We start from the raw sequence: 25,585 nt of genomic DNA, 5'->3' as shown, positions 1-25,585 counted from the left end.
AGGTCCTGCTTACTGCTGCTGAAGCTTGCGTGCCTCGACCTTGGCCAATCGGATCAGTTCCTGCATGTAGGGCTTGTCACGATCCTCGCTGCGCACCGCCGCATAAAGCCTGCGGGTGATGCCGTCTTTCGTAAGCGGGCGTGTCACGTAGTCGGATGAATATTTCACCTCGCGCACCACCCAATCGGGCAGCACCGAAACACCCCGGTTGGAGGCCACAAGCAAGAGAATCACCGCAGTCAACTCCACCTGCCGGATCGATGCGGGCTCTACCCCTGCCGGGATCAGAAGCTGGCTGAACACGTCCAGGCGCGATTTTTCCACCGGATAGGTGATCAGGGTCTGATCGCGAAAATCCTCAGCCTCCACAAAAGGTTTGTCGGCCAGAGGGTTGTGGGACGACGCCACAAACACAGGGTTGTAGTCAAAAAGCTCGATGAACTCGACACCCGCAATTGTGTCTGGATCGGAGGAGACCACGAGATCCACCTCTTCCTTTTGCAAGGCAGGCAGCGCGTCAAAGGCAAGACCCGGGCGAATGTCCACATCCACATCCGACCAGCTTTTGCGAAAGGCTTCGAGCACCGGAAAGAGCCATTCGAAACAGGCGTGGCATTCAATGGCGATATGCATGCGCCCGGCGTGCCCGTCGCGAAGGTTGGAGAATTCGGCCTGCGCCGCCTCGACCTGGGGGAGCACCTGCTCAGCCAACCGGAGCAGACGCAAGCCCGCCGCCGAGAGCTTCATCGGCTTGGAGCGCCGCAAGAACAGCTCGACCCCCGCCTGATCCTCCAGCCCCTTGATCTGATGGCTAAGGGCACTTTGCGTGATGTTCAGCTGCTCGGCCGCACGGGCAAGCCCGCCCGCCTCGTGAATGGCCTTGATCGTTCGAAGGTGACGAAATTCGAGATGCATCCTATCGCGCCGCTCATGTTGTTCTTGAGAATTATGAGTTTGTTTCACAATGCAGGCTATGCGACAAGGGGTCAAATCAGTCGGAGATCCCGAAAATGAAGACCCCTGACATCTCTTTTGAATTCTTCCCCCCGCAGTCGCTGGAAGCGTCCTTCCGCCTGTGGGACACCGTTCAGACACTTGCGCCGCTCGACCCGCGTTTCGTTTCCGTCACCTATGGTGCGGGCGGCACCACACGCGATCTGACCCGCGACGCGGTTGCAACGCTGCACAAATCCTCGGGCCTGAATGTGGCCGCGCATCTGACATGCGTGCAGGCCACCAAGGCGGAAACGCTTGAAATCGCAGACCGTTTTGCAGAGGCAGGGGTGTCCGAGATTGTCGCTCTGCGGGGCGACCCGCCAAAAGGCGAAGGCAAATTCACCCCTCATCCCGAAGGCTTTGCCAATTCGGTCGAGTTGATTGAGGCCTTGGCCGACACCGGTAAGTTCACCATTCGTGTCGGTGCCTACCCGGATCAGCACCCCGAGGCCGCAACCGCTCAGGCCGATGTGGACTGGCTCAAGCGCAAGCTGGACGCGGGCGCGGATGAGGCGCTGACCCAGTTCTTCTTTGAGGCGGAAACCTTCTTCCGTTTCCGCGATGCCTGCGAGAAGGCCGGGATCGATGGTTCCAAGCTCACTCCCGGCATCCTGCCGATCGAGAACTGGAAAGGCGCGCGCAACTTTGCCCGCCGTTGCGGCACCAAGATCCCCGCCTGGGTCGAGGACGCCTTTGAAAAGGCCCTCCGCGATGATCGCGCCGATCTGCTGGCCACCGCGATGTGCAGCGAGCTGTGCACCGAGCTGCTAGAGGGCGGCGTCGAGAAACTGCATTTCTACACGCTGAACCGCCCCGAGCTGACCCGCGATGTCTGTTTTGCCCTTGGCATCACCCCCAAGGTCTCGCTCGAGAACGTCGCGTAAGACTTGCTGGCGCTGTGATGCGCGCCTAGCCTCATTCCAAAATGGAACTGTGAATTGCCCGGCCCTGTCGCCGGGCAATTCACATGAAGGAGGCGTTTGATGTTCACCGCAAAATCCCAGGCTGATCTCCTGCCTATGGAAGAAATCACCAAGCTGTCAGGCCTGGAGTTCATGCAGGGCATTCTGGATGGCAAGCTGCCCGGCCCGCCCATTGGCGCGCAGCTTGGCTATCGCCTGCATGAGGTTTCAGACGGGCGCGTGGTGTTCCGGGGCACGCCGGAGTTTTCCTACACCAACCCCATGGGCACGGTTCATGGCGGCTGGTATGGCACCCTCCTGGACAGCGCCATGGCCTGCGCCGTGATGACCCGCGTTCCCAAGGGGTCGGCCTACACAACCCTGGAATACAAGATCAATATCCTGCGCTCGATCCCGCTGGGCGTTACGGTAGACTGCACCGGCGTCACAGATCACGTGGGCCGCTCGACCGGTGTTGCACACGGAGAAATCCGCGGTGTCGAGGATGGCAAGCTTTATGCCACGGGATCAACCACCTGTATCGTGATGAAGCTGCCGCCTGCAAAGGGCTGAGTCCCTGCTCGCCTCAGCGCTTGCTTGCTAGCGCGTCGCGCGCAAGGGCCAAGGCATGCGCCAGGATGAGCGGGGTTCCTTGATCACATACCCTTTGGCGCTGCTGTGCAGCCGCTCGCTCGGGTCCTTACCGATGCGACGTCTGCTGCGCAGCACAAAGATCTTCCCCCAACCCCGCCAGGTTCCGACCGAGGGCGCGCCGGGATCCACGGGGAACCGCATCCGCCAGTCCTGCGGCAGAGGCAGACCGCAATCCTCGGCCTTCTCCAGCATCCAGACAAGCGAGAGATTTGCCAACGGCCGTGCCTCTTCATTCCCGCCCAGCTGACCTCCCACATCTCCATGGGCGCCGCGGAACCACATCTGCTCCACGCGGCCGTTGAAGTCATCCTCGCAGGACCAAAGAACGGGCGCAAAGACATCGCGGGTCTCGTCCAGGGCAAGGGCGTGATAGCCGTTCTTAACATGAGGGCCAAGCCTGTCATTGTGGAACCCATGCGGATCCTTGGCCCAGCGCCAAAGGATCGGAAAACGAAAGCCCAGCGCCTTTACCGTATCCCAGACGCCGATCATCTCGATCGTCGTGGTCTCGTGGCAATAAGCATCGTGAAACGCGCGGGCGACCTCTGGATCCTGCCCTTCCTGATAGTGGCGATAAGCGGTGCGGATATTGCGTTCGGTCGCGTGATCGGGGCGCAGGAGGCCAACCTCGCCGATCACCCCGGCGAGCGAGCGTACCGCATAGGCGCCCCGGCTGTAGCCGATCAGGTAGATGCTGTCGCCGGGCCGGTAGCGCGAGGCGAGGTAGCCATAGGCGCGGCGGATCTGGCGGTTGATTCCCTTGCCAACGATCACATCGCGCGCGCTGGACCAGCCGTTCCACTGCACGCCACATTCATAGAAGACGGACACCTTTGGGCCACCTTCGCGGCACAGCTGATAGGTTTGCCCGGCATGGGACTCCTCGCCGGGCCGAAGCGAAGTCATGGTGCCATCCAGAATGATCACATGGGCCTGCGGCCCACGCATCGCGGTCTCGCCGGAATGCTCGGACCGCAAAGGCCGTCCGAGCCATCCAAGCAGACGTTTACTCAGCCGCGATAGTGTCATCCCTCAGTACTTCCCATAGTTTCAGCGGCGTGAACGGCATGTCCATCTGGCGCACACCGCGCGCCCAGACCGCATCCTGAACCGCGTTGGCGACCGCCGCCATGGCGCCCACCGTTCCGGCCTCGCCGCAGCCCTTCATCCCCATCGGGTTCTGGGTGGAGGGCACGGCTTCGGTCGCAAATCCCATCATCGGCACATCAGAGGCTCTTGGCATGGCATAGTCCATGAACGATGCCGTGAGCAGCTGCCCCTCGCTGTCGTAGACCACGCGTTCCAGCATGGCCTGCCCCAGGCCCTGGGCGACGCCGCCATGGACCTGCCCTTCGGCAAGCGCCGGGTTGATCAGGTTGCCGAAATCGTCAACCACTGTGTAGCGATCCACCTCCGCTGCGCCGGTTTCAGGATCGATCACCACCTCGCAGATATGGGCCCCATTCGGGAACGAACGCCCCGGCAGCGTGGCCCGCGCAGAATGACGCATGAGGTCGGTACGGCCCTGCGCGCGGGCCATCTCGGCGGCCTCCACGAAGGTTGGCGTCAGGTTGGATCCCGGTGCGCGGAAGGTTTCTCCATCAAACTCGATCGCATCTTCCTCGACGCCCATTTCACCCGCAAGGAAAGGCGTGAAGGCTTCGATCATCTTGTCCACCGTGGCCAGCGCCGCGTTGGCCTGGGTCGTGACAGAGCGGGAGCCGCCCGTGCCGCCGCCGCGCGCAATCCGGTCGCTGTCGCCCTGCACCACGGTGATCCGGTCCGCCGGGATGCCGGTCTGGTCAGCAAGGAACTGGGCATAAACGGTTTCATGCCCCTGTCCGTTGCTTTGCGTGCCGACATAGATATTCACCCGGCCATCCTCCAGAAACTCGACCTCTGCACCTTCCGAAGGATCACCCAAAATGCTTTCGATATAGTAACAGAGGCCTACGCCGCGCAGCAGGCCCTTGGCTGCATCGGCAGCTTTGCGGTCCGCAAAGCCCCCAAGATCCGCTTCCTCGGCCGCGCGATCCAGCACCCGGCCAAAGTCTCCCACGTCATAGGTTTCGCCGACGATCGTCGGATAGGGGAAGGACGCTGGCGCGATGAAGTTACGGCGGCGCAGCTCCAGCGGATCCACGCCCAGCTCGCGCGCGGCGCGGTCCATCACGCGCTCCAGCACATAGATCGCCTCGGGGCGCCCCGCGCCACGATAGGCATCGACCTGCGTGGTATTGGTGTAAATCCCCTCGGAACGCAGCCACGCGGTCTTGATGTCATAGACACCGGTCAGAACCTTGCTGAACAGCGTGGTCTGGATGATCTGCCCAAACGGCGCGTTATAGGCACCCAGATTGCAGAGCGTGTGAACGCGGTAGCCCGTGATCTTGAGATCCTCATCAAAGGCCAGCTCTGCGAGCGACGTCAGATCACGACCGCCATTGTCCGAGAGCATGGATTCCGAGCGGTCCCCGATCCACAGCACCGGACGCCCCAGAACGCGGGCCGCGTGGGCCACCGCGTAATATTCGGGATAGGGCTGGGACTTCATGCCAAAGCCACCGCCGACATCCGGCGTCACCACATGGACCTGCTCCTCCTCAAGGCGCAGTTTCTTCGCAAGGTTCCCTTTGACGCCCCAGACCCCCTGCCCGCCAAAGGTGAAATGCAGGCGGCCCTCGCGCCATTCGGCGAAACAGCCGCGCGGCTCCATCGAGTTGACGATGATGCGATTGTCCTCGACTTGCAGTGACACGGTATGCGCCGCCTTGGCAAAGGCCTCTTCGGTGGCGGCCTCATCGCCAATGCCCCAATCAAAGGCCCGGTTGTCGGGCACATCCGGGTGAAGCGGCTCTCCGCCCGGCGCAATGTCGAGTTTCACCGGCAGGTCGTCGATCTCCAGCTCGATCATCTCGCCCGCATCACGTGCCTGATCGAGCGTGTCGGCCACAACAACGGCAATCGGCTCCCCGACGTGACGCACACGGTCATGGGCCAGCATCGGACGATGCGGCGCTGCTGCGCCACTGCCATCCCGGTTCTTGATCAGGATGCCATCCATACCCGTGTCATACCCTGCATCCACGTAGTCCTGATAGGTCACAACCATATGAACGCCGTCCGCCTCGCGGGCATCATCGGTGTTGAGAGTGGTGATCACCCCATGGGCCACAGGGCTGCGCAAGACCCAGGTTCTCAGGGCCTCCTGCGGTGCCGCATCTTCGATGTATTGCCCGTGACCGGTCAGGAACCGGACATCCTCGGTGCGTTTGACTGGCTGGCTTTTACCGAATTTCTGCATGCTCGTCCCCTCCGCGCGCGTGATGCTTGCTTTGGGGCCGACATTAGCCTTAGCGGCCAGCTTGTCCAGAGAGCGCGATCACGGTCGCCACGTCAGAGAGCCCATAGCCATTGAACTGGGTGCTCATGGCGGAAGAATAGGCACCAAGCCCGGGAAAGAGCACATAATCCCCGATCACGCTGTCCTCGGGCAAGGGCAGACCATCCGGCAAACGGTCCAGACTGTCGCAGGTGGGGCCAAAAACGATGCGGGGTTTGCGCACCGCAGATCTGTGTTGCCCGTCAGAACTGACAACCTCAACACGTCCCGGCAGACCCATGTCGCGGATATCCACCAGCCCGCCATAAATCCCGTCGTTGAGGTAGACCACCTCGCCCCCTCTGCGCAGCCCTTTGATGCGGGCTGCAAGGGTAAAGGCCTCCGACACCATCGCCCGGCCCGGCTCGCAGATCAATTGAGGCGCCTCGCTGCCAAAGGCTTCGGTTACAGCAGCACCTATGGCCGCAAAGACATTCTCCAGGTCCGGCGCCTTGCCATCGCGATTGGCCGCAAAACCCCCGCCCACATTGAGCCGTGCGACCTTGACCCCCGCTGCATCAACAATCCCGCGTGCCGCGTGGATGTATTCGACCCAGGCCGCCGCATCCTCGCACTGCGTTCCGGGATGGAAACACAAGGCGGCTGTCCAGCCCATCGCAGATACCTTTTTCAAGAGCGCAATCGCTTCTTCCGGGGCGGCGCCGAACTTGCTGCCGAAATCATAGGCCGCGCCTGAAACCGGCAGGGCAAAACGCACGGCGATCTCGCAGGAGCGCGGAACCTCGCGCAGCTTTTCCAGTTCGCTTGCATCATCCACCGACCAGCTGGCCACGCCGTGGGCAATCCCGGCAGCGATCTCTGCCTCCGAACGCACCGGATTGTTGTAATGCATCACCGCATCCGTGCTGGCCGCGCGGACGGCCTCCATTTCCGCGGGCGAGGCCACATCAAAGGCAGAAACCCCCGCCGCGACCAGGTTGGACAGCACCGCCGGATGGGGATTTGCCTTGACCGCATAGGTCACCAGCCCCGGAAAGCCGCGCAGAAAACGGTCTGCAACCTGATGCAGCACCTGCGGCGCAAAATAGAGGATCGGATGATCCGGGGCGCGGCGCGCTAGGTGGGTTTCAGGATCAAGCCAAAGCGCGGGAATATGCTGCATCGGATCAGGGCCTCGTTTGACGGTCTGCAAGTGTTTTGAGTGTTTTTACCAGTTTCGCTCTTTTGCACGTCGATTCCCCTCGTCACTTTTGCTAAAGTGACGGAAATTTCCGTCATAACTTCGGCTGAATGATGCAGATCGACGATACCGACCGGCACCTGCTGACACTATTGCGAGACAATGCGAGGCGCTCTGTAGCCGAGCTTGCCCGACATCTTGGGCTGGCCCGCACCACCGTTCAGACGCGCATCGAGAGACTTGAGACCCTTGGCGTGATCTCTGGCTACACGCTGAAGCTCTCGCCCGCGGTGCGCCCGCCGCTGCAGGCCACAGTGCTAATCTCGATCGAACCGCGCAGCGGGCCCGAGGTTCTGGCCCGCCTGCGCAGCCTGCCAGGGGTTGAGATCGTGCATACAACATCGGGGCGGTTCGATCTTTTGGCACAGGTGGTGGCACAAACCACCGATGAGCTGGATGAAACCATTGACCGCATCGGCGAGGCGCGTGGCGTGCGCTCTTCGGAAAGCCTGATCCACCTGGCCACCAAACTGGACCGCAGCGGGGCACGCGGCTAGCCCATCGGAAGCCTCAAAAGAACACGGAAAGTTCTGAAAAAATAGTGCGCCCGGCCAACTTTGCAGTTTCCCGCATCAAAGTCCGGCCGGGCGGCTTAGTGAATTGCGGGAGGAGGGATGGGCCCGCTGTTCTCTTAATGAATCAGAGTACCCGCCAGCCGTTAAGCCCGCGTAACCGGCCCGCCCGTTTCCCCTGCGCCGCCCCTACCCCGCCTTCCCACTTTCCCTTTGCCGCCCCCTTCTGTAAGGGAGGAAGCGATCCAAAATGACACGCACGCAGGACCAAACCGATGGCGATGGAAAAGACATTCAACGCAGCCGAGGCGGAAAGCCGCCTTTATGACGCCTGGGAAAAGGCCGGTTGCTTCAAGGCCGGCGCAAACGCAAAGCCCGAGGCCTCCACCTATTGCATCATGATCCCGCCGCCCAATGTCACCGGCGTTCTGCACATGGGCCACGCCTTCAACAACACGCTGCAGGATATCCTGATCCGCTGGAAGCGCATGCAGGGGTTCGACACGCTCTGGCAGCCCGGCCAGGACCACGCCGGCATCGCCACCCAGATGGTGGTGGAGCGAGAACTCGCGAACACCCAACAGCCCTCGCGCGCGGAACTGGGCCGTGACGCCTTCCTCGAAAAGGTCTGGGAGTGGAAAAGCCAGTCCGGCGGCACCATCGTCAATCAGCTCAAACGCCTTGGCGCTTCATGCGACTGGTCGCGCAACGCCTTCACCATGTCCGGCGCCCCCGGTGCCCCTGAGGGCGAAGAGGGCAATTTCCACGATGCGGTGATCAAGGTCTTCGTGGATATGTACAACAAGGGCCTGATCTATCGCGGCAAGCGGCTGGTAAACTGGGACCCGCATTTCGAGACCGCAATCTCTGACCTTGAGGTCGAGAATATCGAGGTCGCGGGCCACATGTGGCACTTCAAATACCCGCTCGCGAATGGCGCGACCTATACCTACGTCGAAAAGGACGAGGACGGGAACGTCACGCTGGAAGAGACCCGCGATTACATCTCCATCGCCACCACCCGGCCTGAAACCATGCTGGGCGATGGCGCGGTGGCCGTTCACCCCGATGACGCGCGCTATGCCCCCATCGTGGGCAAGCTGGTCGAGATCCCCGTCGGCCCCAAGGAACACCGCCGCCTGATCCCGATCATCACCGATGAATATCCCGATCCCGATTTCGGATCCGGTGCCGTGAAGATCACCGGCGCCCATGATTTCAACGACTATCAGGTGGCCAAGCGCGGCGGCATTCCGATGTACCGCCTGATGGACACCAAGGGCGCGATGCGCGCAGACGGCGCCCCCTATGCCGAGGCCGCAACCACCGCCATGGCTGTCGCCAAGGGCGAGCAAACCCTGACCGAGGCTGAGGCCGACGCCATCAACCTTGTGCCCGAAGACCTGCGGGGCCTCGACCGGTTCGAGGCGCGCAAAAAGGTGGTGGAGCAGATCACCGCCGAGGGTCTCGCCGTGATGGTCAAGGAGACCAGCAAGGACGAGGACGGCAACGAGGTCGAAACCCTTGTGCCGCTGGTCGAGAATAAACCGATCATGCAGCCCTTTGGGGATCGCTCCAAGGTCGTCATCGAACCGATGCTGACCGACCAGTGGTTCGTGGACGCCGGAAAGGTCGTCGGCCCCGCGCTGGAGGCCGTGAAGGATGGCACCGTCAAGATCCTGCCGGAAAGCGGGGAAAAGATCTATTATCACTGGCTGGAAAACATCGAACCCTGGTGCATCTCGCGCCAGCTGTGGTGGGGTCATCAGATTCCAGTCTGGTATGGCTTCGATCTGTCCGGTGAAGGCTTCACCGACGATGAAGGCGACGGCGCCCTTGATCTGGTCGAAAGCCTGCGCCTGATGTGGGAGCAGAAGCTGCTGATCGGTGAAGAGCCGCGCCACTGCGCCGCCGATTTCGACAGCGTCAAATCGCAGTTCGACGACATCCTCGTTGGGCTGCCCGCCCCGCTGAACCACGCCGCTGTGGTTGAGGTCGAAACCCGCGCCGAGGCCGTTCATGCCTTCGCGGCTGCCTTGGCAGAGTATGAGACCACGCAGGATCCCACCAAACTGGTCTACCCGGTCTGGCGCGACCCCGATGTGCTGGACACCTGGTTCTCTTCCGGCCTTTGGCCGATCGGCACTCTGGGCTGGCCCGAGGACACCGAGGAGCTGAAAAAATACTTCCCGACCTCGACCCTGGTCACGGGGCAGGACATCCTGTTCTTCTGGGTGGCGCGCATGATGATGATGCAGCTGGCGGTCGTCGATCAGATCCCGTTTGATACCGTCTACCTCCATGGCCTCGTGCGCGATGCCAAGGGCAAGAAGATGTCGAAATCCACCGGCAATGTCATCGACCCCTTGGATATCATTGACGAATATGGCGCCGACGCGCTGCGGTTCACCAATGCGGCCATGGCCTCGCTTGGCGGGGTGCTGAAACTCGATATGCAGCGCATCGCGGGTTACCGGAACTTTGGCACAAAGCTGTGGAACGCCATCCGCTTTGCCGAGATGAACGAGGTCTTCTCCGATGCGGTGCCGCAGAAATCCGTTGCGAATCTGAACCCCGCGCAGGCCGTCAATGCCTGGATCATCGGCGAGACCGCTCGCGTGCGTGAAGAGGTGGATACAGCGCTTGAGGCCTTCCGCTTCAACGATGCGGCGCAGGCGCTTTATGCCTTTGTCTGGGGCAAGGTCTGCGACTGGTATGTGGAACTGTCCAAACCGCTGTTGCAGGGCGATGACGCCGCAGCCCAGGCCGAGACCCGCGAGACAATGCGCTGGGTGATGGATCAGTGTCTGATTCTTCTGCACCCCATCATGCCCTTCATCACCGAAGAGCTGTGGGGGCAGACAGGCACTCGCGCCAAGATGCTGGTCCACGCCGATTGGCCCACCTACACCGCCGCCGATCTGGTCAATCCCGACGCCGACCGCGAAATCAACTGGGTCATCTCGGTGATCGAGAACACCCGCTCCGCCCGCGCGCAGATGCATGTGCCTGCGGGCCTGAAAGTCGCCATGCTGGTGACCGAGATCGACGCCGCTGCCCAGACCGCCTGGGACCGCAACGAGGCGCTGATCAAACGGCTTGCGCGCATCGACAGCCTGACAAAGGTCGACAGCCTGCCCAAGGGCTGCGTTTCGATCTCGGCGCCCGGTGCCTCCTTCGGGTTGCCGCTCGCCGATATCATCGACATCGACGAGGAAAAGGCGCGCCTTGAGAAAACCCTTGGCAAGCTGGCAAAGGAACTGGGGGGCCTGCGTGGCCGTTTGAACAATCCCAAGTTCGTGGCCTCCGCGCCGGATGAAGTGGTGGAAGAAGCGCGAGAAAACCTTGCCGCGCGCGAAGAGGAAGAAACCAGGATCAAGGAGGCGCTTGCACGCCTTTCCGAGATTGGCTGAGACGGCAATTCCAGAGCCGCCCGCCGCGTGCGGGCGGCTTCCTTTGAATTTACTTGCCTTTTCTGACGTATTCTTGAGATTTTGACACAGGGAACGGGGAAATTCTGCCAAAGCCGGCCATTGTCTTTGCGCTCCACCTGTTTCAGCTTGGCGAAAAGAAGAAAAAGGATTCCGAATGCCAAAAGGATATTGGGTGGCCCACGTCGATGTTGACGACATGGAGCGGTACAAGGACTACGTAGCCGCAAACGCGGCGCCTTTTGCGGAATATGGCGCGAAATTTCTGGTCCGCGGTGGTCCGAAAGAGGTGCGCGAAGGTACAATGCGCGCCCGCACCGTCGTGATCGAATTCAAGGATTTCGAGACCGCCAAGGCCTGCTATGACTCCGTCGCCTATCAGGATGCCAAGGCTCTGCGCGATCCGGTCTCTACAGGGGACATGGAGATCATCGAAGGCTACGATGGCTAAGCGCCGTTGGCCGCCATTCATTTGCAGGATCAACTGACCTCATGCTGAAAAAGCTCTTTCAAGCCTTCCGCCCGCCGCAGTCCCCGGCTCTGCCGGACCCGGATGCTGAACTGGCCCTTGGTGCGCTTATGGTGCGCGTCGCGCAATCCGATCGGGAATATCAGCTGGAAGAGATAAGCCTGATCGACCGGATTCTGGCGCGGGTCTACCAGCACAACGCCATCGAAGCCGCAAAGGTGCGCGCCAATTGTGAAAAACTTCATGCAGCGGCGCCCGAAACCGACACCTTCGGCCGCCTGATCCGTGAAACAACAGGGCTGGAAGAACGCCTGGCGGCATTGGACGCCCTGTGGGAAGTGGTGCTGGCCGACGGCAACGAACAGGAAGGCGAGGTCAAGATCGTCGAGGATGCCCGCAAGGCCATGGGGCTGTCCTATGCCGATAGCCAGACCGCGCGAGCGCGCGCCCTGCAGAAGCTTGCCCCAACCCCAGAGGATGCCAAATGATGTTCCGGGATCTTCTTAACCGTCTGCTGTCACCGGCGGATGCGCCTTTGAACGATACGGACGCCCGCCTTGCGCTTTGTGCGCTTCTGGTGCGGGTGGCGCGCTCGGACCACAATTATTCCGAGGTCGAAAAGGACCGGATCGACCGCATCAACCAGTCGCGCTACGGGCTGGACATGGGCGGTGCGATCATCCTGCGCGAAGAGGCCGAAGCAATGGAGGCCGAGGCCCCCGACACTGTCCGCTTCACCCGCGCGATCAAGGATGCCGTGCGCTATGAGGATCGCATCGGCGTAATCGAAGCCCTTTGGCAGGTGGTGCTTGCCGATGGGAAGCGGGACGCAGGCGAGGACAGTCTGTTGCGCCTTTCTGCCAGCCTCTTGGGGGTCAGTGACCGGGACAGCGCTCTGGCGCGACAACGTGCGGAGGCAAGCCTGTGATCACCCATCTTGGAATGTACGACCGCCCGGAGACCGCTGCTGCCAATGACAGGTTCTGGGGGGCCATTCGCGACGCGCTCAAGGGCCTCTACGATGACCTGCCCGAGGCGCCGGATCGCACAAAGGATGCCTGGAGCGCCTGGACCGCAAAGGACCTCGTCCTGGGACAGACCTGCGGTTGCCCCCTGCGCACGCGCCTTTACGGCGAGGTGCAGCTTGTCGGAACCCCCGACTACGGGCATGAAGGCTGCCCGCCGGGGTATTACTACAGTGTATTTGTGGCCCGCAAAGGCAGCGGCGGCGGCTTGCAGGGATTTGACGGCAAGGCATTTGCCTATAACGACAGCCTGTCACAGTCGGGCTGGGCGGGGCCGATCATTCACATGCAGGATGCGGGCCTCTTGCCTGGCAGCCTGATTGAAACCGGCAGCCATCAGGATTCGGCCAAAGCCGTTGCAGAGGGCCGCGCGGATTTTGCCTGCCTCGATATCCTGTCCTGGCAGATGATCCAGAAATACGACGATTTCGCCGCCGATCTGGAGGTCATTGACCGCACCGTGAATACGCCCGGACTGCCCTTCATAACCGCCCTTGGCAATGATCCTGCACCGCTTTTTCAGGCGATTGCACAGGCCATATCTGAGCTAGATGCGCAGACGGCCGAGACACTGCATCTGAAGGGAGTCGTCGCGATCCCCATGGCGGATTATCTGGCTGTTGCGACACCGCCAGGTCCGGTTTTGACGGGACAAAAGATACGGGCACGGAAAAACGCCTGAGGCCACGTCCGTTTTGGCAGCACTGCTGGCCGTTTCGCCGGGTTCACACGGTGATCTGACGGTTTGCACATTGCATTCCGCCTTTTTTTGAGTCCAATAAGACAGAATTTTACCAATCGGACGATGCACACCTTGACCGCTCTCATGCCCGCCCCGACGCCAGCAACGCAGACAACGCCCGTTCTAGAGATCCGCGGCCTGCATAAATCCTATGGCGATCTGGAGGTCATCAAGGGTGTTGACATCACGGCGCCTCGCGGCTCGGTTGTCTCGCTCATTGGCTCTTCCGGCTCGGGCAAATCCACCCTTCTGCGCTGCTGCAACCTTTTGGAGGACAGCCAGGAGGGGGAGATCCTCTTCAAGGGGGAGCCGATCAAATGGACAGGCAGCGGCCAAGGCCGCCGTCCGGCAGATGCCAATCAGGTGCTGCGCATTCGCACCAACCTTTCGATGGTGTTCCAACAGTTCAATCTTTGGTCGCATATGACGATCCTGCAGAATGTCATGGAAGCCCCGCTCACCGTGCTGAAACGGGACCGTGCCGAGGTCGAGGACTCTGCGCGCAAATACCTCGACAAGGTTGGAATCGGCGACAAATGCGATGCCTATCCTGCGCAACTGTCAGGTGGCCAGCAGCAGCGCGCCGCCATCGCCCGCGCCCTGTGCATGGAGCCCGAAGCGCTCTTGTTCGACGAGCCCACATCGGCGCTCGATCCAGAACTCGAGCAGGAAGTGGTGAGGGTCATCAAAGACCTGGCCGCCGAAGGCCGCACCATGATGATCGTGACCCACGATATGAACATGGCTGCCGATGTTTCCGACCACGTCGTCTTCCTGCACCAGGGGCTGATCGAAGAACAGGGCCCGCCGGACGAGGTCTTTGGCAACACCCGCTCGGAACGTTTGCGCGGGTTCCTGTCTTCGACCAGACGCTAAGTCAAACAACCAACAAACAAACCAACCAAACGGGAGTAACCTCATGAAATCCATTCTTCTCGGCACCGCTGCCCTGGCCCTGACCGCGGGCGTTGCCCTGGCCGATACCGTGCGCCTCGGCACCGAGGGCGCCTACCCTCCGTACAACTTCATCAACGACAAGGGTGAAGTGGACGGGTTCGAGCGCGAGCTGGGCGATGAGCTGTGCAAGCGCGCCGCGCTGACCTGCGAGTGGGTGACCAACGACTGGGATTCGATCATCCCGAACCTGACCTCGGGCAACTACGACGCGATCATCGCCGGCATGTCGATCACCGAAGCGCGCGAAGAAGTGGTCGACTTCACCCAGGGCTACACCCCGCCGTCTCCCTCGGCCTATGCGGCCCTGTCGGCGGATGTGGACCTGACCGGTGGCGTCATCGCAGCGCAGACTGCGACCATCCAGGCCAACCACGTGGTCGACACTGGCGCGACCCTGGTGGAATTCCCCACCCCGGATGAAACCATCGCTGCCGTGAAATCCGGCGAAGCCGATGCGGTTCTGGCCGACAAGGACTTCCTGGAACCGCAGGTCGAAGGCTCTGAGCTGGTGTTTGTAGGCGACGACGTGCCGCTGGGCGGTGGCATCGGCATGGCCTTCCGCGAAAGCGATGACGAGCTGCGCGCAAAATTCGACGCCGCCATCACGTCGATGAAGGAAGACGGAAGCCTGAACGCACTGATCACCAAATGGGAAGTGGGCGGAACCTGGTAAGCTCTGCCTGCCTGTATCAAATGACTGGCAAAGGGGGGCGATGCTCCCCTTTGCTGCATTATCACCGTTGCGCGCATGATCCGTCTCCACAAGGAGGGATGCGGGTGACATAGACAACGAGGTCAGCCATCTTTTCCTATTGCTCAGACCCCGCCAGCCTGGAAGGTCTCCAGTGGCTGTCATGTTACCTGACCACCGGAAAGCACATGGGATTCTATCTCGCTTTCGGGACGGTCCTCTTGCTGCTGGCCATCACGGCTCCGCTGGCGCTGGCGTTCGGCTTTGGCGGCGCCATTGCGGCCCGCGCGCGGTTTCTGCCTCTGTCCTGGCTGGGCAAGGGCTACATCGCCGTCGTGCGCGGCGTGCCCGACATCGCCTTCTTTTTGTTCTTTGTCATCGCTCTGGACCAGGGCATCGAATGGCTGCGCCACAAGATCAAGTGTCCGGACTGGGATCAACCCATCCGCCAGGGAAGCGATTTTCTTGTCTGTGACATCGCAAAGATGCCACTGGGCACCTCTCCCCAGTGGATCCACGAGGTCTACGGCTTCACCCTTGCCGTGGTGACCTTTGCCATCGTCTTTGGCGCCTTTGCGGCAAACGTCCTTCATGGCGCCATGGGCGCGGTCCCGCGGGCGCAGATCGAAACCGCAGAGGCCTATGGCATGACCCGTCGGCAGGCATTCTGGCGCGTGACCGTGCCGCAGATGTGGACCTACGCCCTGCCGGGCCTGTCGAACCTCTGGATGGTGCTGATCAAGGCGACGCCGCTTCTGTTCCTCCTCGGTGTTGAGGACATCGTCTACTGGGCGCGCGAGCTGGGCGGCAGCAAGACAGCCAAATTCACCGACTACCCCCATGACGACTGGCGCATGTGGTACTTCCTCGCGCTCTTGGTGTTCTATCTCGCCTTCACGAAGGTCTCGGAGATGGTTCTGGCTCGGATCTCCGCGCGGCTTTCACATGGGCAGGCCACCATTGGCGGAGAAGCGCAAAGGAAAGCGGCATGAGCTGTATCGAGACCATCCAGGCTTACGCCTTCCGCTCGCTGGGTTATGGGGAACGCCTGCTGCCGCGCAGCGACTTTACCCTGTGCGAACACTTCACCCTGATCGGATCGGGGATGATCTGGAACATCTATTTCGGCACCCTCGCGGTCATCAGCGGGTTCTTCTTTGCCAACCTTCTGGCGGTGGCGAAAAACTCCCCCTCCGCCATGTGGCGCAAACCGGCGGAGTGGTTCATCTTTGTGTTCCGGGGATCACCGCTCTTCATCCAGTTCTTCTTTGCCTACTTCCTGTTCCTTGAGCTGAAGGGCTTCTCCCCAATCCTCGACGCATTTTCATCAGCCTGGCTGGGGGCGCTGGTGGTCTTGTTCTTCAATACCTCGGCCTATAGCGCCGAGATCTTCTATGGCGCGCTGCGCTCCATCCCCAAGGGCGATATCGAGGCGGCGGATGCCTATGGCCTGTCGGGGTGGCACCGGTTCCGGCGGATCATGTGGCCGACGATGATGCGGCTGGCCTGGCCGTCTTACACGAATGAGGCAATCTTCCTTTTCCATGCCACAACGCTGGTGTTCTTTTCCGGTTTTCCAGCATGGCGGCAAAAGGGCGATGCGCTCTACTACGCGAATTACTTTGCGGACAAGACGTTCAACCCCTTCATCCCCTACCCGATTCTGGCCTTCTACTTCATCCTGCTGACGCTTTTGATCATAGGGCTGTTTGGCCTCGTGAACAAAAGACTGAACCGCCATATCCCGCAGGAGCGCCGAACAAAAATGAGGCTGAGGCCAAACCTTATCCGCTGATTTCGCCTCTTGCGCAGCAACAAAAATTGGCTCCTTCGGGGGCCATTTTTTGTGCGCAGATCCGCCTGCGACAATTTTTGATCAAATTTTGATTGCGTCTTTGATTGGCTCGGGTAGAACTATGAGCACCAACAATGGAGCCCCCCATGGATCTCTCAGGCCTCAGAACCGTCCGCATTGCCGCCTGTGACATGAACGGGCAGATGCGCGGAAAGCGTATGCCCGCGCAGCTTGCGCGCAAGCTGGACGACGGCACCGCCCGCATGCCGGTTTCGGTGCTGAACGTTGACATCTGGGGCCGCGACATCGAAGACAGCCCCTTGGTTTTCGAGACCGGCGATGCCGATGGCATCCTCTTGCCCACCGAAAGGGGCGCGGTTCCCATGCCCTGGCTCAGCACCCCGTCGGCCCTCATTCCGATGACCATGGTGCTGGAAGATGGGACACCCTTCCTTGGCGATCCGCGCCAGGTTCTGGCGGAAGTGCTTGGGCGATATGCTGCGCGCGGCTGGAAAGTGGTTGCTGCCACGGAAATGGAATTCAACCTCGTGGATGACGCCGGCGCCCAGCCCGGACCGCCGATCGATCCGCTCACGGGACGCGAACTGGACCAGCAATCGGTCCTCTCTGTGGCCGAGCTTGACGCCTTCGATGCCTTTTTCTCGGATGTCTATGAAGGCGCTGAAGCAATGGGCATCCCGGCAAAAGACGCAATCTCCGAAGCCGGGCTCGGGCAGTTCGAGATCAACCTCGACCATCAGGACGCCATGCGCTGTGCAGATGATGCCTGGCTGTTCAAGGCTTTGGTAAAAGGTTTGGCCCGTAAACATGGATTTGCAGCCACCTTCATGGCCAAACCCTATGCCGAAGAAGCCGGCAATGGCATGCATGTGCATTTCTCGGTGGTGGATGAGGCTGGCAACAACATCTTTGACGATGGCACCGAGACAGGATCGGATTTGTTGTTGAGCGCCGTTGCCGGGTGCCTTGCGGCGATGCCCCCCAGCACGCTGATCTTTGCCCCCCATGGCAACTCATATGACCGGTTGATTCCCGGCGCCCATGCGCCTACCAGCGCCGCCTGGGCCTATGAGAACCGCACCGCCGCCATCCGCATTCCCGGCGGCAGCCCGAAGGCGCGGCGGATCGAGCACCGCGCGGCAGGCGGCGACATCAACCCCTATCTGATGCTGGCCACCGTTCTGGGCGCGGCCCTCGTCGGGATCGAGGACGCAATGCAGCCCCCTGCCCCCTCCAGTGGCAATATCTATGACATCCAGGGCCTGCCCCAGCTTGCTTCGAGCTGGGACGAGGCGATCGACCTCTTCGAAAGCGACCCGCTGATTGCGCGGATCCTGCCTGCAATGGCGATCCGCAATCTTGTGATGACAAAACGGCAGGAACTGGCCGAGTTTTCATCCCGCCCGAAGGAAGGCCACTGGCTGTCCTGGCTGGAAGCCGTATGATCCCTTGCCCGAGCGCAACGCATCGGCTACGGTTAATTTGATCAAATTGGTGACCTATGAAAATCGGCATTCTGCAAACCGGCCATGCCCCGGAGGACCTGATCGAAAGCTCAGGCGACTACGACGAAATGTTCCGCCTCCTTCTGGGGGGGCATGGGTTCGACTTTGCAACCTGGGCGGTGGTCGATGGTGTATTCCCTGACGGACCCGAAGACGCGGACGCCTGGCTGATCACCGGATCGAAACACGGCGCCTATGAGCCGCACGACTGGATCCCCCCGCTCGAAGACCTGATCCGCCAGATCAACACCAGGAAACTGCCCATGGCCGGGATCTGCTTTGGCCATCAGATCATCGCGCAGGCCCTGGGCGGAACCGTGGCGAAATACGATGGCGGCTGGGCGGTGGGTCATGTGACCTATCAGCAGGATGGCAAGGACGTCACCCTCAATGCCTGGCATCAGGATCAGGTGGTCACCCGTCCTGAAGGTGCCCGTGTCCTGGCAGGCAACGAATTCTGCGAGAACGGCATCCTGGCCTACGGCGATCACATCTGGACCGTGCAGCCACATCCCGAGTTTTCCAACGACTTCGTGCGCGGCCTGATCGAGAAACGCGGTCGCGGCGTGGTGCCGGACCCGATCCTCGACAACGCCTCCAAAGGTCTGAACACCCCCGTAGACAACCCTGAAATCGCAACCTTCCTCGCAGAATTTTTCAAGAAAGAGAGGACCTGATGTCCGCCTGGCTCGACGCCCTTCCCGAAGCAGCAAAAACCTATCTGGAGGGCCGTCGTCTCGACGAGGTTGAATGCATCATCTCGGACCTGCCCGGCATCGCCCGAGGGAAGGCGGTGCCAGCCAGCAAGTTCGACAAGCAAGAGTATTTCCACCTGCCCGACAGCATCTTCTACCAGACCATCACCGGGGACTGGGGAGAGGCGGCAGGCGAGGACGGCTTCATTGAAAAGGACATGATCCTGAGGCCAGACTACTCCACCACCACGGCTGCGCCCTGGACCGGGGACTGGACCCTTCAGGTCATCCACGACGCCTATGACCGGGACGGCGATCCGATTGCCTGCTCTCCCCGCAACGTGCTGAAGCGGGTCGTCCAGCTTTATCGGGACCAGGGCTGGGAGCCGGTCGTGGCACCGGAGATGGAATTCTTCCTGGTCGCCCGCAACGTCGACCCCGCCCATGAGATCAAGCCGATGATGGGCCGCTCTGGCCGCCCCGCCGCCGCGCGGCAGGCCTATTCCATGACCGCCGTGGACGAATTCGGCCCGGTGATCGACGACATCTACGACTTTGCCGAGGCGCAGGGTTTCGAGATCGACGGCATCACCCAGGAAGGCGGTGCCGGCCAGCTTGAAATCAACCTTCGCCATGGCAGTCCGGTCAAGCTTGCGGATGAGGTCTTCTATTTCAAACGCCTGATCCGCGAGGCCGCTCTGCGCCACGACTGCTTTGCCACCTTCATGGCCAAACCGATCGCGGATGAACCCGGATCGGCCATGCATATCCACCACTCAATCATCGACAAGGAAACCGGAGAGAACATCTTTTCCGGCCCGCAGGGCGGTGAAACCGATGCCTTCTATCACTTCATCGCCGGGCTGCAGAACCACCTGCCCGCAGGCATCGCGGTGATGGCGCCCTACGTGAATTCCTACCGCCGCTACGTGAAAGACCACGCCGCGCCCATCAACCTGGAATGGGGCCGTGACAACCGCACCACGGGCATTCGCGTGCCGCTCTCCAGCCCTGCCGCGCGCCGGGTCGAAAACCGGCTCGCGGGCATGGACTGCAATCCTTATCTTGGCATCGCCGTATCGCTAGCCTGTGGCTATCTGGGGCTCATCGAAGAAGCGCGCCCGCGCCGCCAGTTCAAGGGCGACGCCTATGAAGGCGAAGGCGATATTCCCCAGGTCATGGGTCAGGCGCTGGACCTTTTTGACGAGGCCACCAAGCTGCACGAGATTCTCGGCCCCGAATTCGCACGCGTCTACGGCATCGTGAAGCGCACCGAATATGAGGAATTCCTGCAGGTCATCTCCCCCTGGGAGCGCGAGCACCTGCTGCTGAACGTCTGACCCTTGACCACACCGCCGCCCACGCGGCCCCGCAACTCGACCCACACGCGCCGCCGAAACCGGCGCGCACATCTGCACGAGGTGATCCATGGCCTTGAACCTGCTCTATTCGAACGACCGCAAGGGCCACTACCCAGCCAGCTGGTACGCCGCGACCGCGACAGAGACGGCTCCCTTTCCCGCACTACAGGGCGATCTTCGCGCCGATGTCTGCATCGTAGGTGGCGGCTACACAGGGCTTTCCGCCGCCCTGCATCTCGCCGAGGCGGGTATGAAGGTGGTGCTCCTTGATGCCCACCGCGTCGGCTTTGGCGCTTCGGGTCGCAATGGTGGTCAGCTCGGCAGCGGTCAGAGGATGGACCAGGAAGACCTTGAAGACCTCATGGGGGAAACCGAGGCGCAAAAGCTCTGGCACCTGGGAGAAGAAGCCAAGGATCTGGTCAAATCCCTGATCGCGCGACATGAGATCGACTGCCACCTGAAACCCGGCGTGGCCTGGACCGGCTCAACGCGCGGGGATGTGAATCATCTGCATGCCTATGCCCACCACCTGCAGGATCACTACGGCTATGATCAGCTTGAAGTTCTTGATCAGCAGGCATGTTACGCGCTGTGTCCCTCCCCAGACTACCGGGGAGGCTTCCTCGATCACGGCGCAGCGCATCTTCATCCGCTGAACTTTGCCCTGGGCCTCGCCCGCGCCGCGCATCAGGCCGGGGCACAAATTCACGAACAAAGCGAGGCGCTGGACATCACCGAGGGCACCAAGGTCAAGGTCCGCACAGCGTCGGGAAGCGTCACAGCCGATCATCTGATCCTGGCCTGCAATGGCTATCTTGGCGGGCTCAATCGGCAGGTCGCAGCCCGCGTCATGCCGATTAACAACTTCATCGTCGCAACGGAACCATTGGGCGATCGCGCCGCCGAGGTACTGAGCCGCGATGTCGCGGTGGCCGACAGCAAATTCGTGGTCAACTATTTCCGCCTCAGCCACGACAAACGCCTCCTTTTCGGGGGTGGCGAAAGCTACGGCTACCGCTTTCCCACCGACATCGAGGCGGTGGTGCGCAAGCCGATGCATCAGATATTCCCTCATCTGCGGGATGTGCGCGTGGACTATGCTTGGGGCGGCACGCTCGGGATCACCATGAAGCGCATGCCCTACCTTGCGCGGCTGGCTCCAAACGTTTTGTCGGCCTCCGGCTATTCGGGCCATGGCGTTGGCACGGCCACCCACGCAGGCCAGCTGATGGCTCAGGCGATCAAAGGTCAGGCCGAGGGGTTTGACACCATGTCTCGCGTACCCGCGCCAGCCTTTCCCGGCGGCCCGCGCATGCGCTCGCCCCTGTTGGTGCTCGCCATGACCTGGTTTGCCCTGCGCGACCGCCTGGGCGTCTGATCCCCGGCTGAGGGCAAGGGCGCTTGGTCCCGCTTCCTGCAATGCAACAGTTCTGTGAATTTTTGGTGTGCTGAGGCCACACTCGGCGCATGGCGCTTGGCTTTGCCCCCTCACTGTTTTAGAATATTGAAATGAAACATTTGGGAATTTGAAATATGACGCTGCCCCCCAACGTTCACGACGCCGAACCCATCCCCGCTGCCGCTCGTGAAGCGATCGATGCCCTGATGCAATCGGGCGATTTGTTCCGCTACACGGCGCCCCAGGATGCGCCAGTTGCCCTTCTGGAGCAGGAGTTCGCAGATCTGATCGGTTGCAAGTATGCGCTCGCGGTTTCCTCCTGTTCGGCCGCGTTGTTCCTCTCGCTCAAAGCACTGGGCCTGCCCCGCGACGCCCGCGTCTTGATCCCCGGCTTCACCTTTGCGGCGGTTCCCTCTTCGGTGGTGCATGCCGACTGCGTGCCGGTCCTGTGCGAGGTGGGCGAGAATTATCGCATCGACATGGCCGATTTCGAAGTCCGCCTCGATCAGGATATCGCCGCTGTGATCATCAGCCACATGCGCGGCCATACCTCGGACATGGATGCGATCATGAAGCTATGTGATGCGCGCGGCATCCCGGTGATCGAGGATGCAGCCCACTCGCTCGGCACCACCTGGAACCGAAAGAACATCGGCACCATCGGACGGGTCGGCTGCTTTTCCTTCCAGTCCTACAAGATGATCAACGCAGGCGAAGGCGGCATTCTGGTCACAGATGATGCGGATCTGGTCGCCCGCGCGGTGATCATGTCGGGGGCCTATGAGCACAACTGGCAAAAGCACAAAGGCCCACGCGGTGAAAATGCACCGGATCTGGCTCAGGCCTTTGCCAAATGGCAGAACCAGCTACCGCTCTATAACCTTCGCATGAGCAACCTTTCGGCAGCCGTGATCCGCCCGCAATTGCCGGAACTTGCGCGGCGTGTGCGCGATGGCCTCAAGAACCATGACTATGTTGCCGACCGCCTGAACGGCTCTCCCTATTTCGATGTTCCAGCGCCGCTGCCGCCAGAGCGCCGCGCGCCGGACTCCATCCAGTTCAACCTGGTCGGCATGACCGAAGAAGAGATCAGGGCCTTTGCAGCGTCCGCGGCCGAAAAGGGCGTCAAGGTTCAGGTCTTTGGCCTGTCCGAAGACAACGCGCGGGCCTTCTGGAACTGGCAGTTTCTGTCGGACCTGCCCGAATTGCCCCAGACCCGCGCCATGCTGATGAAGGCCTGCGATGTACGCTTGCCCGTGCGCCTGACCAAGGCCGAACTGGACGTTATCTCCGAGATTCTCCTTTCCGCCGTCAGTGAAACGATGGAACGGGCAGCGGCCTGATCAGCCCCGCCACAGACGGCGTCCCAACGGGGCCCCATACGGTTTGCCATATGGCGATGACGCGCCGCGCGCTTGCGCGGCGCCCGGCCCAACGGATCCGATACAGCCCGACAGGGCTGGTTCAAGGATCGGGCGGGAGCAGCCCGGATTTGTATCTCGCGAGCGCCCCCCAAAAAAAAGAAAACCCGGCGCAGCCGGGTTTCCTTGCGGTGTCATCCGCGGTTCTTAGGCAAAGGGCGGGATCACTTGATCTTGGACAGCTTGTCCTGCAGTTCGCTCAACTGACGTTTGATCGCATCCAGATCCTCTTCCTCGCTACTATCAGAAGCCTTTTTTTCGGGCTCTGGACCACTTGCGCCCCCCGTCCATGCCCCCGACAAGCCGCCTGTCATCGCTTTGAGAAAGGCCTCCTGCTGTGCCTTCATCGCCTCGAACCCCGGAATACTCGCCATCGGGTTTATGGCATTCATATTCTCCATCATCTTTGACTGGCTATCGCGCAGCATATCAAAGGACGCCTGCAGGAATTGCGGCATCACCCCGCCCCCCGGCACCATATAGCTGCGAACCAGATCGTTGAGCACGTTCACCGGCAGCACATTCTCGCCCCGGCTTTCATGCTCGGCAATGATCTGCAGAAGGTACTGGCGCGTCAGATCGTCCCCGGTCTTCAGGTCAACGATCTGGACCTCACGACCATCCCGGATGAACCCAGCGATATCTTCCAGCGTCACGTAGTCGCTGGTTTCGGTGTTGTACAGGCGCCGACTTGCGTAGCGTTTGATCAACAGGGGCTTGTCCTGTTCCGCCATGTCATACCTCCCCAGACATGATGCACTGCAGAAAACCCTATGCGAGCGCAGAACAAAAGAAAAGCCTCGCGCATTGAATGGTTTGCCGTAGCAGGCTTGGACTGATGCGTTTCGCTGCAAAGCCGGGGGCTTTGCCCTTGACCTGAAGTAGGCTTCAGCTTCTAGAGATCACCCCTCGGACAAAAATGCATGAGGGCCAGACCATGCGGGTACTACTACTTGGAGCAACGGGATCGATCGGCACTGCCATCACACGGACGCTGGTGCAAAATGGTCATTCCGTCACGGGGCTTGCGCGATCCGCGCAGAGCGCCGCAGAAATCACTGCCATCGGGGCAACGCCCCTGCCCGGAGACCTGCGCAATCCGGCTGAATGGGCTGCGGTCCTTCAGGACATGGATGCGGTCATTCACGCGGCTGCCACCTTTGACAGCGATATGGCCCAGACCGACCGTATGGTCGTGAGCGAACTGCTGAGGCAGGTCCAGAACCGCAGTGTGCCACTGCGGCTTCTCTACACCGGAGGGTGCTGGCTTTACGGGGCGACGGGTAACCGGATTGCCGATGAGACGAGTGTGAAACGCCCCATCGAGAGTTTCAAATGGATGGTGGAACAGGGGCAGCGCGTCCTGTCCGCCAGAGGCGTTTCAGCCGCAATCGTGCACCCGGCGCTGGTCTATCACGAAGGCGGCGGCGCCTTTGCGCGCTATCTCGCGGCCGTGAGCGCCGATGAGCCGATCGAGGTCTGGGGCAGTCTCAACACCCGTTGGCCGCTGGTCCACCGCGATGACCTCGCTCGGGCATATCTGACCCTGCTTGAACGCCCCGAGCTGATTGGCGAATTCAATGTCTGCGCTCAATCGGGCGTGCCCGTGTCACAGATCATTTCTGAAATCGCCCGCCGATCGGACCACGCGTCCGGCTATGTTGTGCGCACCCTGAAATACGTGCTGTGCAAATATGGGGCCACGGCCGAAGGGCCGACCCTGGATCAACAGATGAGCGCGGAGAAGATAAAGCGCCTGTGCGGCTGGGAGCCGGAACATCGCTGTTTTAGGACCATGGCCTTTTGAAAGGACGAGGCAATACGCAAAAAGGGCAGGCCCCGCGTGGCCTGCCCTTTCTTCACATTCCGGCACCGATTGGGAGGAGAGCTGGTGCCTTCATGTGGACGTTCTTATTTCGCGGCTGCTTTCTTGGCAGCGGTGGTCACCTCTTCGGTGGCCTTTTTGACAGCAGCGGTCGCTTCTTCGCTCATGTCCTTGCCCGCAGCCATCAGCAGCTCAACGGTTTCGGTCTGAGCTTTCTTGGCGATCTCGGCGAAGGCGGCCATGTTTTCGGCAGCCACTTCGGCAGAGGCGCTAGCGAAATCAGTTGCAGCCTTTGCATAATCCGCAGGCTCAGCCTGAACCTTGGACATCGCGCCCAGTTTGGACAGGGTGTCTTTGGTCCACTTGGTGGAGATGTCCGCAGACTGCTCAGCCGCGCCCAGCGCAACTGCCGCCAGCTTCTCGTTCAGAGCAGCAGAGTTCTTGAATGCTTCTTCCATGGCTTTGGTGTCCATCGGGAATGCACCCATCATGTCTTTCATCATTGCAGTAAAATCCTGGGTCTTAGCCATTGTACTGGTTCCTTCATTTGCAGGAGCCGGGACAATCCCGTCTGCCCTTGTCTGAACCCAATATGCTTGCT

Annotated in this window: 24 protein-coding genes; 18 read left to right on the top strand and 6 right to left on the bottom strand. The window is 61.1% G+C overall.

Annotated features, from left to right (window positions below):
* Window positions 1-9: 9 nt before the first annotated feature.
* Window positions 10-915, bottom strand: a complete 906-nt coding sequence (locus AADA15_RS04860) for a LysR family transcriptional regulator (protein WP_341640417.1) — start codon at window positions 913-915, stop codon at window positions 10-12.
* Between the two features lie 95 nt (window positions 916-1,010).
* On the opposite strand from AADA15_RS04860, the gene metF reads away from it, so the two are divergent.
* Window positions 1,011-1,880 (top strand): methylenetetrahydrofolate reductase [NAD(P)H], encoded by an 870-nt coding sequence (gene metF / locus AADA15_RS04855; RefSeq protein ID WP_341640416.1) that lies wholly within the window; start codon window positions 1,011-1,013, stop codon window positions 1,878-1,880.
* Between the two features lie 99 nt (window positions 1,881-1,979).
* On the top strand, window positions 1,980-2,471 hold the full coding sequence (locus AADA15_RS04850; RefSeq protein WP_341640415.1) for a PaaI family thioesterase: 492 nt from the start codon (window positions 1,980-1,982) through the stop codon (window positions 2,469-2,471).
* 27 nt (window positions 2,472-2,498) lie between these two features.
* Here AADA15_RS04850 and AADA15_RS04845 read toward each other — a convergent pair whose 3' ends face one another.
* From AADA15_RS04845 to AADA15_RS04835, 3 genes are read right to left on the bottom strand one after another with little or no spacing between them, the layout of a single operon-like run.
* Window positions 2,499-3,581 (bottom strand): T6SS phospholipase effector Tle1-like catalytic domain-containing protein, encoded by a 1,083-nt coding sequence (locus tag AADA15_RS04845; protein ID WP_341640414.1) that lies wholly within the window; start codon window positions 3,579-3,581, stop codon window positions 2,499-2,501.
* On the bottom strand, window positions 3,559-5,856 hold the full coding sequence (locus AADA15_RS04840; protein WP_341640413.1) for a xanthine dehydrogenase family protein molybdopterin-binding subunit: 2,298 nt from the start codon (window positions 5,854-5,856) through the stop codon (window positions 3,559-3,561). The genes AADA15_RS04845 and AADA15_RS04840 overlap by 23 nt, the downstream gene beginning before the upstream one ends.
* Before the next feature lie 49 nt (window positions 5,857-5,905).
* Window positions 5,906-7,057: a type III PLP-dependent enzyme gene (locus tag AADA15_RS04835; RefSeq protein WP_341640412.1), complete on the bottom strand. Its 1,152-nt coding sequence runs from the start codon at window positions 7,055-7,057 to the stop codon at window positions 5,906-5,908.
* 131 nt (window positions 7,058-7,188) lie between these two features.
* Between AADA15_RS04835 and AADA15_RS04830 the strand changes: the two genes are divergently transcribed.
* From AADA15_RS04830 to AADA15_RS04760, 15 genes are all read left to right on the top strand, one after another.
* On the top strand, window positions 7,189-7,632 hold the full coding sequence (locus AADA15_RS04830; protein ID WP_341640411.1) for an Lrp/AsnC family transcriptional regulator: 444 nt from the start codon (window positions 7,189-7,191) through the stop codon (window positions 7,630-7,632).
* Between the two features lie 290 nt (window positions 7,633-7,922).
* Complete coding sequence (locus AADA15_RS04825; RefSeq protein WP_341640410.1) at window positions 7,923-11,060, top strand: valine--tRNA ligase; 3,138 nt, start codon at window positions 7,923-7,925, stop codon at window positions 11,058-11,060.
* Window positions 11,061-11,235: 175 nt separating this feature from the next.
* Window positions 11,236-11,529, top strand: a complete 294-nt coding sequence (locus AADA15_RS04820; RefSeq protein WP_341640409.1) for a DUF1330 domain-containing protein — start codon at window positions 11,236-11,238, stop codon at window positions 11,527-11,529.
* 41 nt (window positions 11,530-11,570) lie between these two features.
* Window positions 11,571-12,035 carry a tellurite resistance TerB family protein gene (locus AADA15_RS04815; RefSeq protein ID WP_341640408.1) on the top strand — a complete coding sequence of 155 codons (465 nt, stop codon included), beginning with the start codon at window positions 11,571-11,573 and terminating at the stop codon, window positions 12,033-12,035.
* Complete coding sequence (locus AADA15_RS04810; protein ID WP_341640407.1) at window positions 12,035-12,475, top strand: tellurite resistance TerB family protein; 441 nt, start codon at window positions 12,035-12,037, stop codon at window positions 12,473-12,475. The genes AADA15_RS04815 and AADA15_RS04810 overlap by 1 nt, the downstream gene beginning before the upstream one ends.
* Entirely contained in the window at window positions 12,472-13,254 is a 783-nt protein-coding gene (locus AADA15_RS04805; RefSeq protein ID WP_341640406.1) for a phosphate/phosphite/phosphonate ABC transporter substrate-binding protein, read from the top strand. Before AADA15_RS04810 ends, AADA15_RS04805 begins: the two co-directional genes overlap by 4 nt.
* Before the next feature lie 144 nt (window positions 13,255-13,398).
* Window positions 13,399-14,190 (top strand): ABC transporter ATP-binding protein, encoded by a 792-nt coding sequence (locus AADA15_RS04800; protein ID WP_341640578.1) that lies wholly within the window; start codon window positions 13,399-13,401, stop codon window positions 14,188-14,190.
* 43 nt (window positions 14,191-14,233) lie between these two features.
* Window positions 14,234-14,944, top strand: coding sequence for a transporter substrate-binding domain-containing protein (locus AADA15_RS04795; protein ID WP_341640405.1), 711 nt, complete (start codon window positions 14,234-14,236; stop codon window positions 14,942-14,944).
* Window positions 14,945-15,072: 128 nt separating this feature from the next.
* Window positions 15,073-15,954: an ABC transporter permease gene (locus tag AADA15_RS04790; RefSeq protein WP_341640577.1), complete on the top strand. Its 882-nt coding sequence runs from the start codon at window positions 15,073-15,075 to the stop codon at window positions 15,952-15,954.
* Window positions 15,951-16,757 (top strand): ABC transporter permease, encoded by an 807-nt coding sequence (locus tag AADA15_RS04785; protein WP_341640404.1) that lies wholly within the window; start codon window positions 15,951-15,953, stop codon window positions 16,755-16,757. The genes AADA15_RS04790 and AADA15_RS04785 overlap by 4 nt, the downstream gene beginning before the upstream one ends.
* 146 nt (window positions 16,758-16,903) lie before the next feature.
* The gene (locus AADA15_RS04780) at window positions 16,904-18,223 is read left to right on the top strand and encodes a glutamine synthetase family protein (protein ID WP_341640403.1); all 1,320 of its coding nucleotides are present in this window, start codon (window positions 16,904-16,906) and stop codon (window positions 18,221-18,223) included.
* Between the two features lie 56 nt (window positions 18,224-18,279).
* The gene (locus tag AADA15_RS04775) at window positions 18,280-18,960 is read left to right on the top strand and encodes a type 1 glutamine amidotransferase (protein ID WP_341640402.1); all 681 of its coding nucleotides are present in this window, start codon (window positions 18,280-18,282) and stop codon (window positions 18,958-18,960) included.
* A complete protein-coding gene (locus tag AADA15_RS04770; protein ID WP_341640401.1) occupies window positions 18,960-20,318 on the top strand; it encodes a glutamine synthetase family protein in 1,359 nt (452 codons plus the stop codon). Before AADA15_RS04775 ends, AADA15_RS04770 begins: the two co-directional genes overlap by 1 nt.
* A gap of 88 nt (window positions 20,319-20,406) precedes the next feature.
* On the top strand, window positions 20,407-21,717 hold the full coding sequence (locus AADA15_RS04765) for an NAD(P)/FAD-dependent oxidoreductase (protein ID WP_341640400.1): 1,311 nt from the start codon (window positions 20,407-20,409) through the stop codon (window positions 21,715-21,717).
* A gap of 155 nt (window positions 21,718-21,872) precedes the next feature.
* Window positions 21,873-23,081, top strand: coding sequence for a DegT/DnrJ/EryC1/StrS family aminotransferase (locus AADA15_RS04760; RefSeq protein WP_341640399.1), 1,209 nt, complete (start codon window positions 21,873-21,875; stop codon window positions 23,079-23,081).
* A 242-nt stretch (window positions 23,082-23,323) separates the two neighbouring features.
* Here the strand turns inward: AADA15_RS04760 and phaR are convergent, their stop codons facing one another.
* Window positions 23,324-23,893 (bottom strand): polyhydroxyalkanoate synthesis repressor PhaR, encoded by a 570-nt coding sequence (gene phaR, locus AADA15_RS04755; RefSeq protein ID WP_341640398.1) that lies wholly within the window; start codon window positions 23,891-23,893, stop codon window positions 23,324-23,326.
* Between the two features lie 203 nt (window positions 23,894-24,096).
* On the opposite strand from phaR, the gene AADA15_RS04750 reads away from it, so the two are divergent.
* Window positions 24,097-24,966 (top strand): NAD-dependent epimerase/dehydratase family protein, encoded by an 870-nt coding sequence (locus tag AADA15_RS04750; RefSeq protein WP_341640397.1) that lies wholly within the window; start codon window positions 24,097-24,099, stop codon window positions 24,964-24,966.
* 104 nt (window positions 24,967-25,070) lie between these two features.
* Here AADA15_RS04750 and AADA15_RS04745 read toward each other — a convergent pair whose 3' ends face one another.
* Window positions 25,071-25,514 carry a phasin, PhaP gene (locus AADA15_RS04745; RefSeq protein WP_341640396.1) on the bottom strand — a complete coding sequence of 148 codons (444 nt, stop codon included), beginning with the start codon at window positions 25,512-25,514 and terminating at the stop codon, window positions 25,071-25,073.
* Window positions 25,515-25,585 lie beyond the last annotated feature (71 nt).

This window comes from Phycobacter sedimenti (assembly GCF_038148855.1).
Lineage (GTDB): Bacteria > Pseudomonadota > Alphaproteobacteria > Rhodobacterales > Rhodobacteraceae > Phycobacter > Phycobacter sedimenti.
This window is presented reverse-complemented; position numbering and strand designations above follow the sequence as displayed.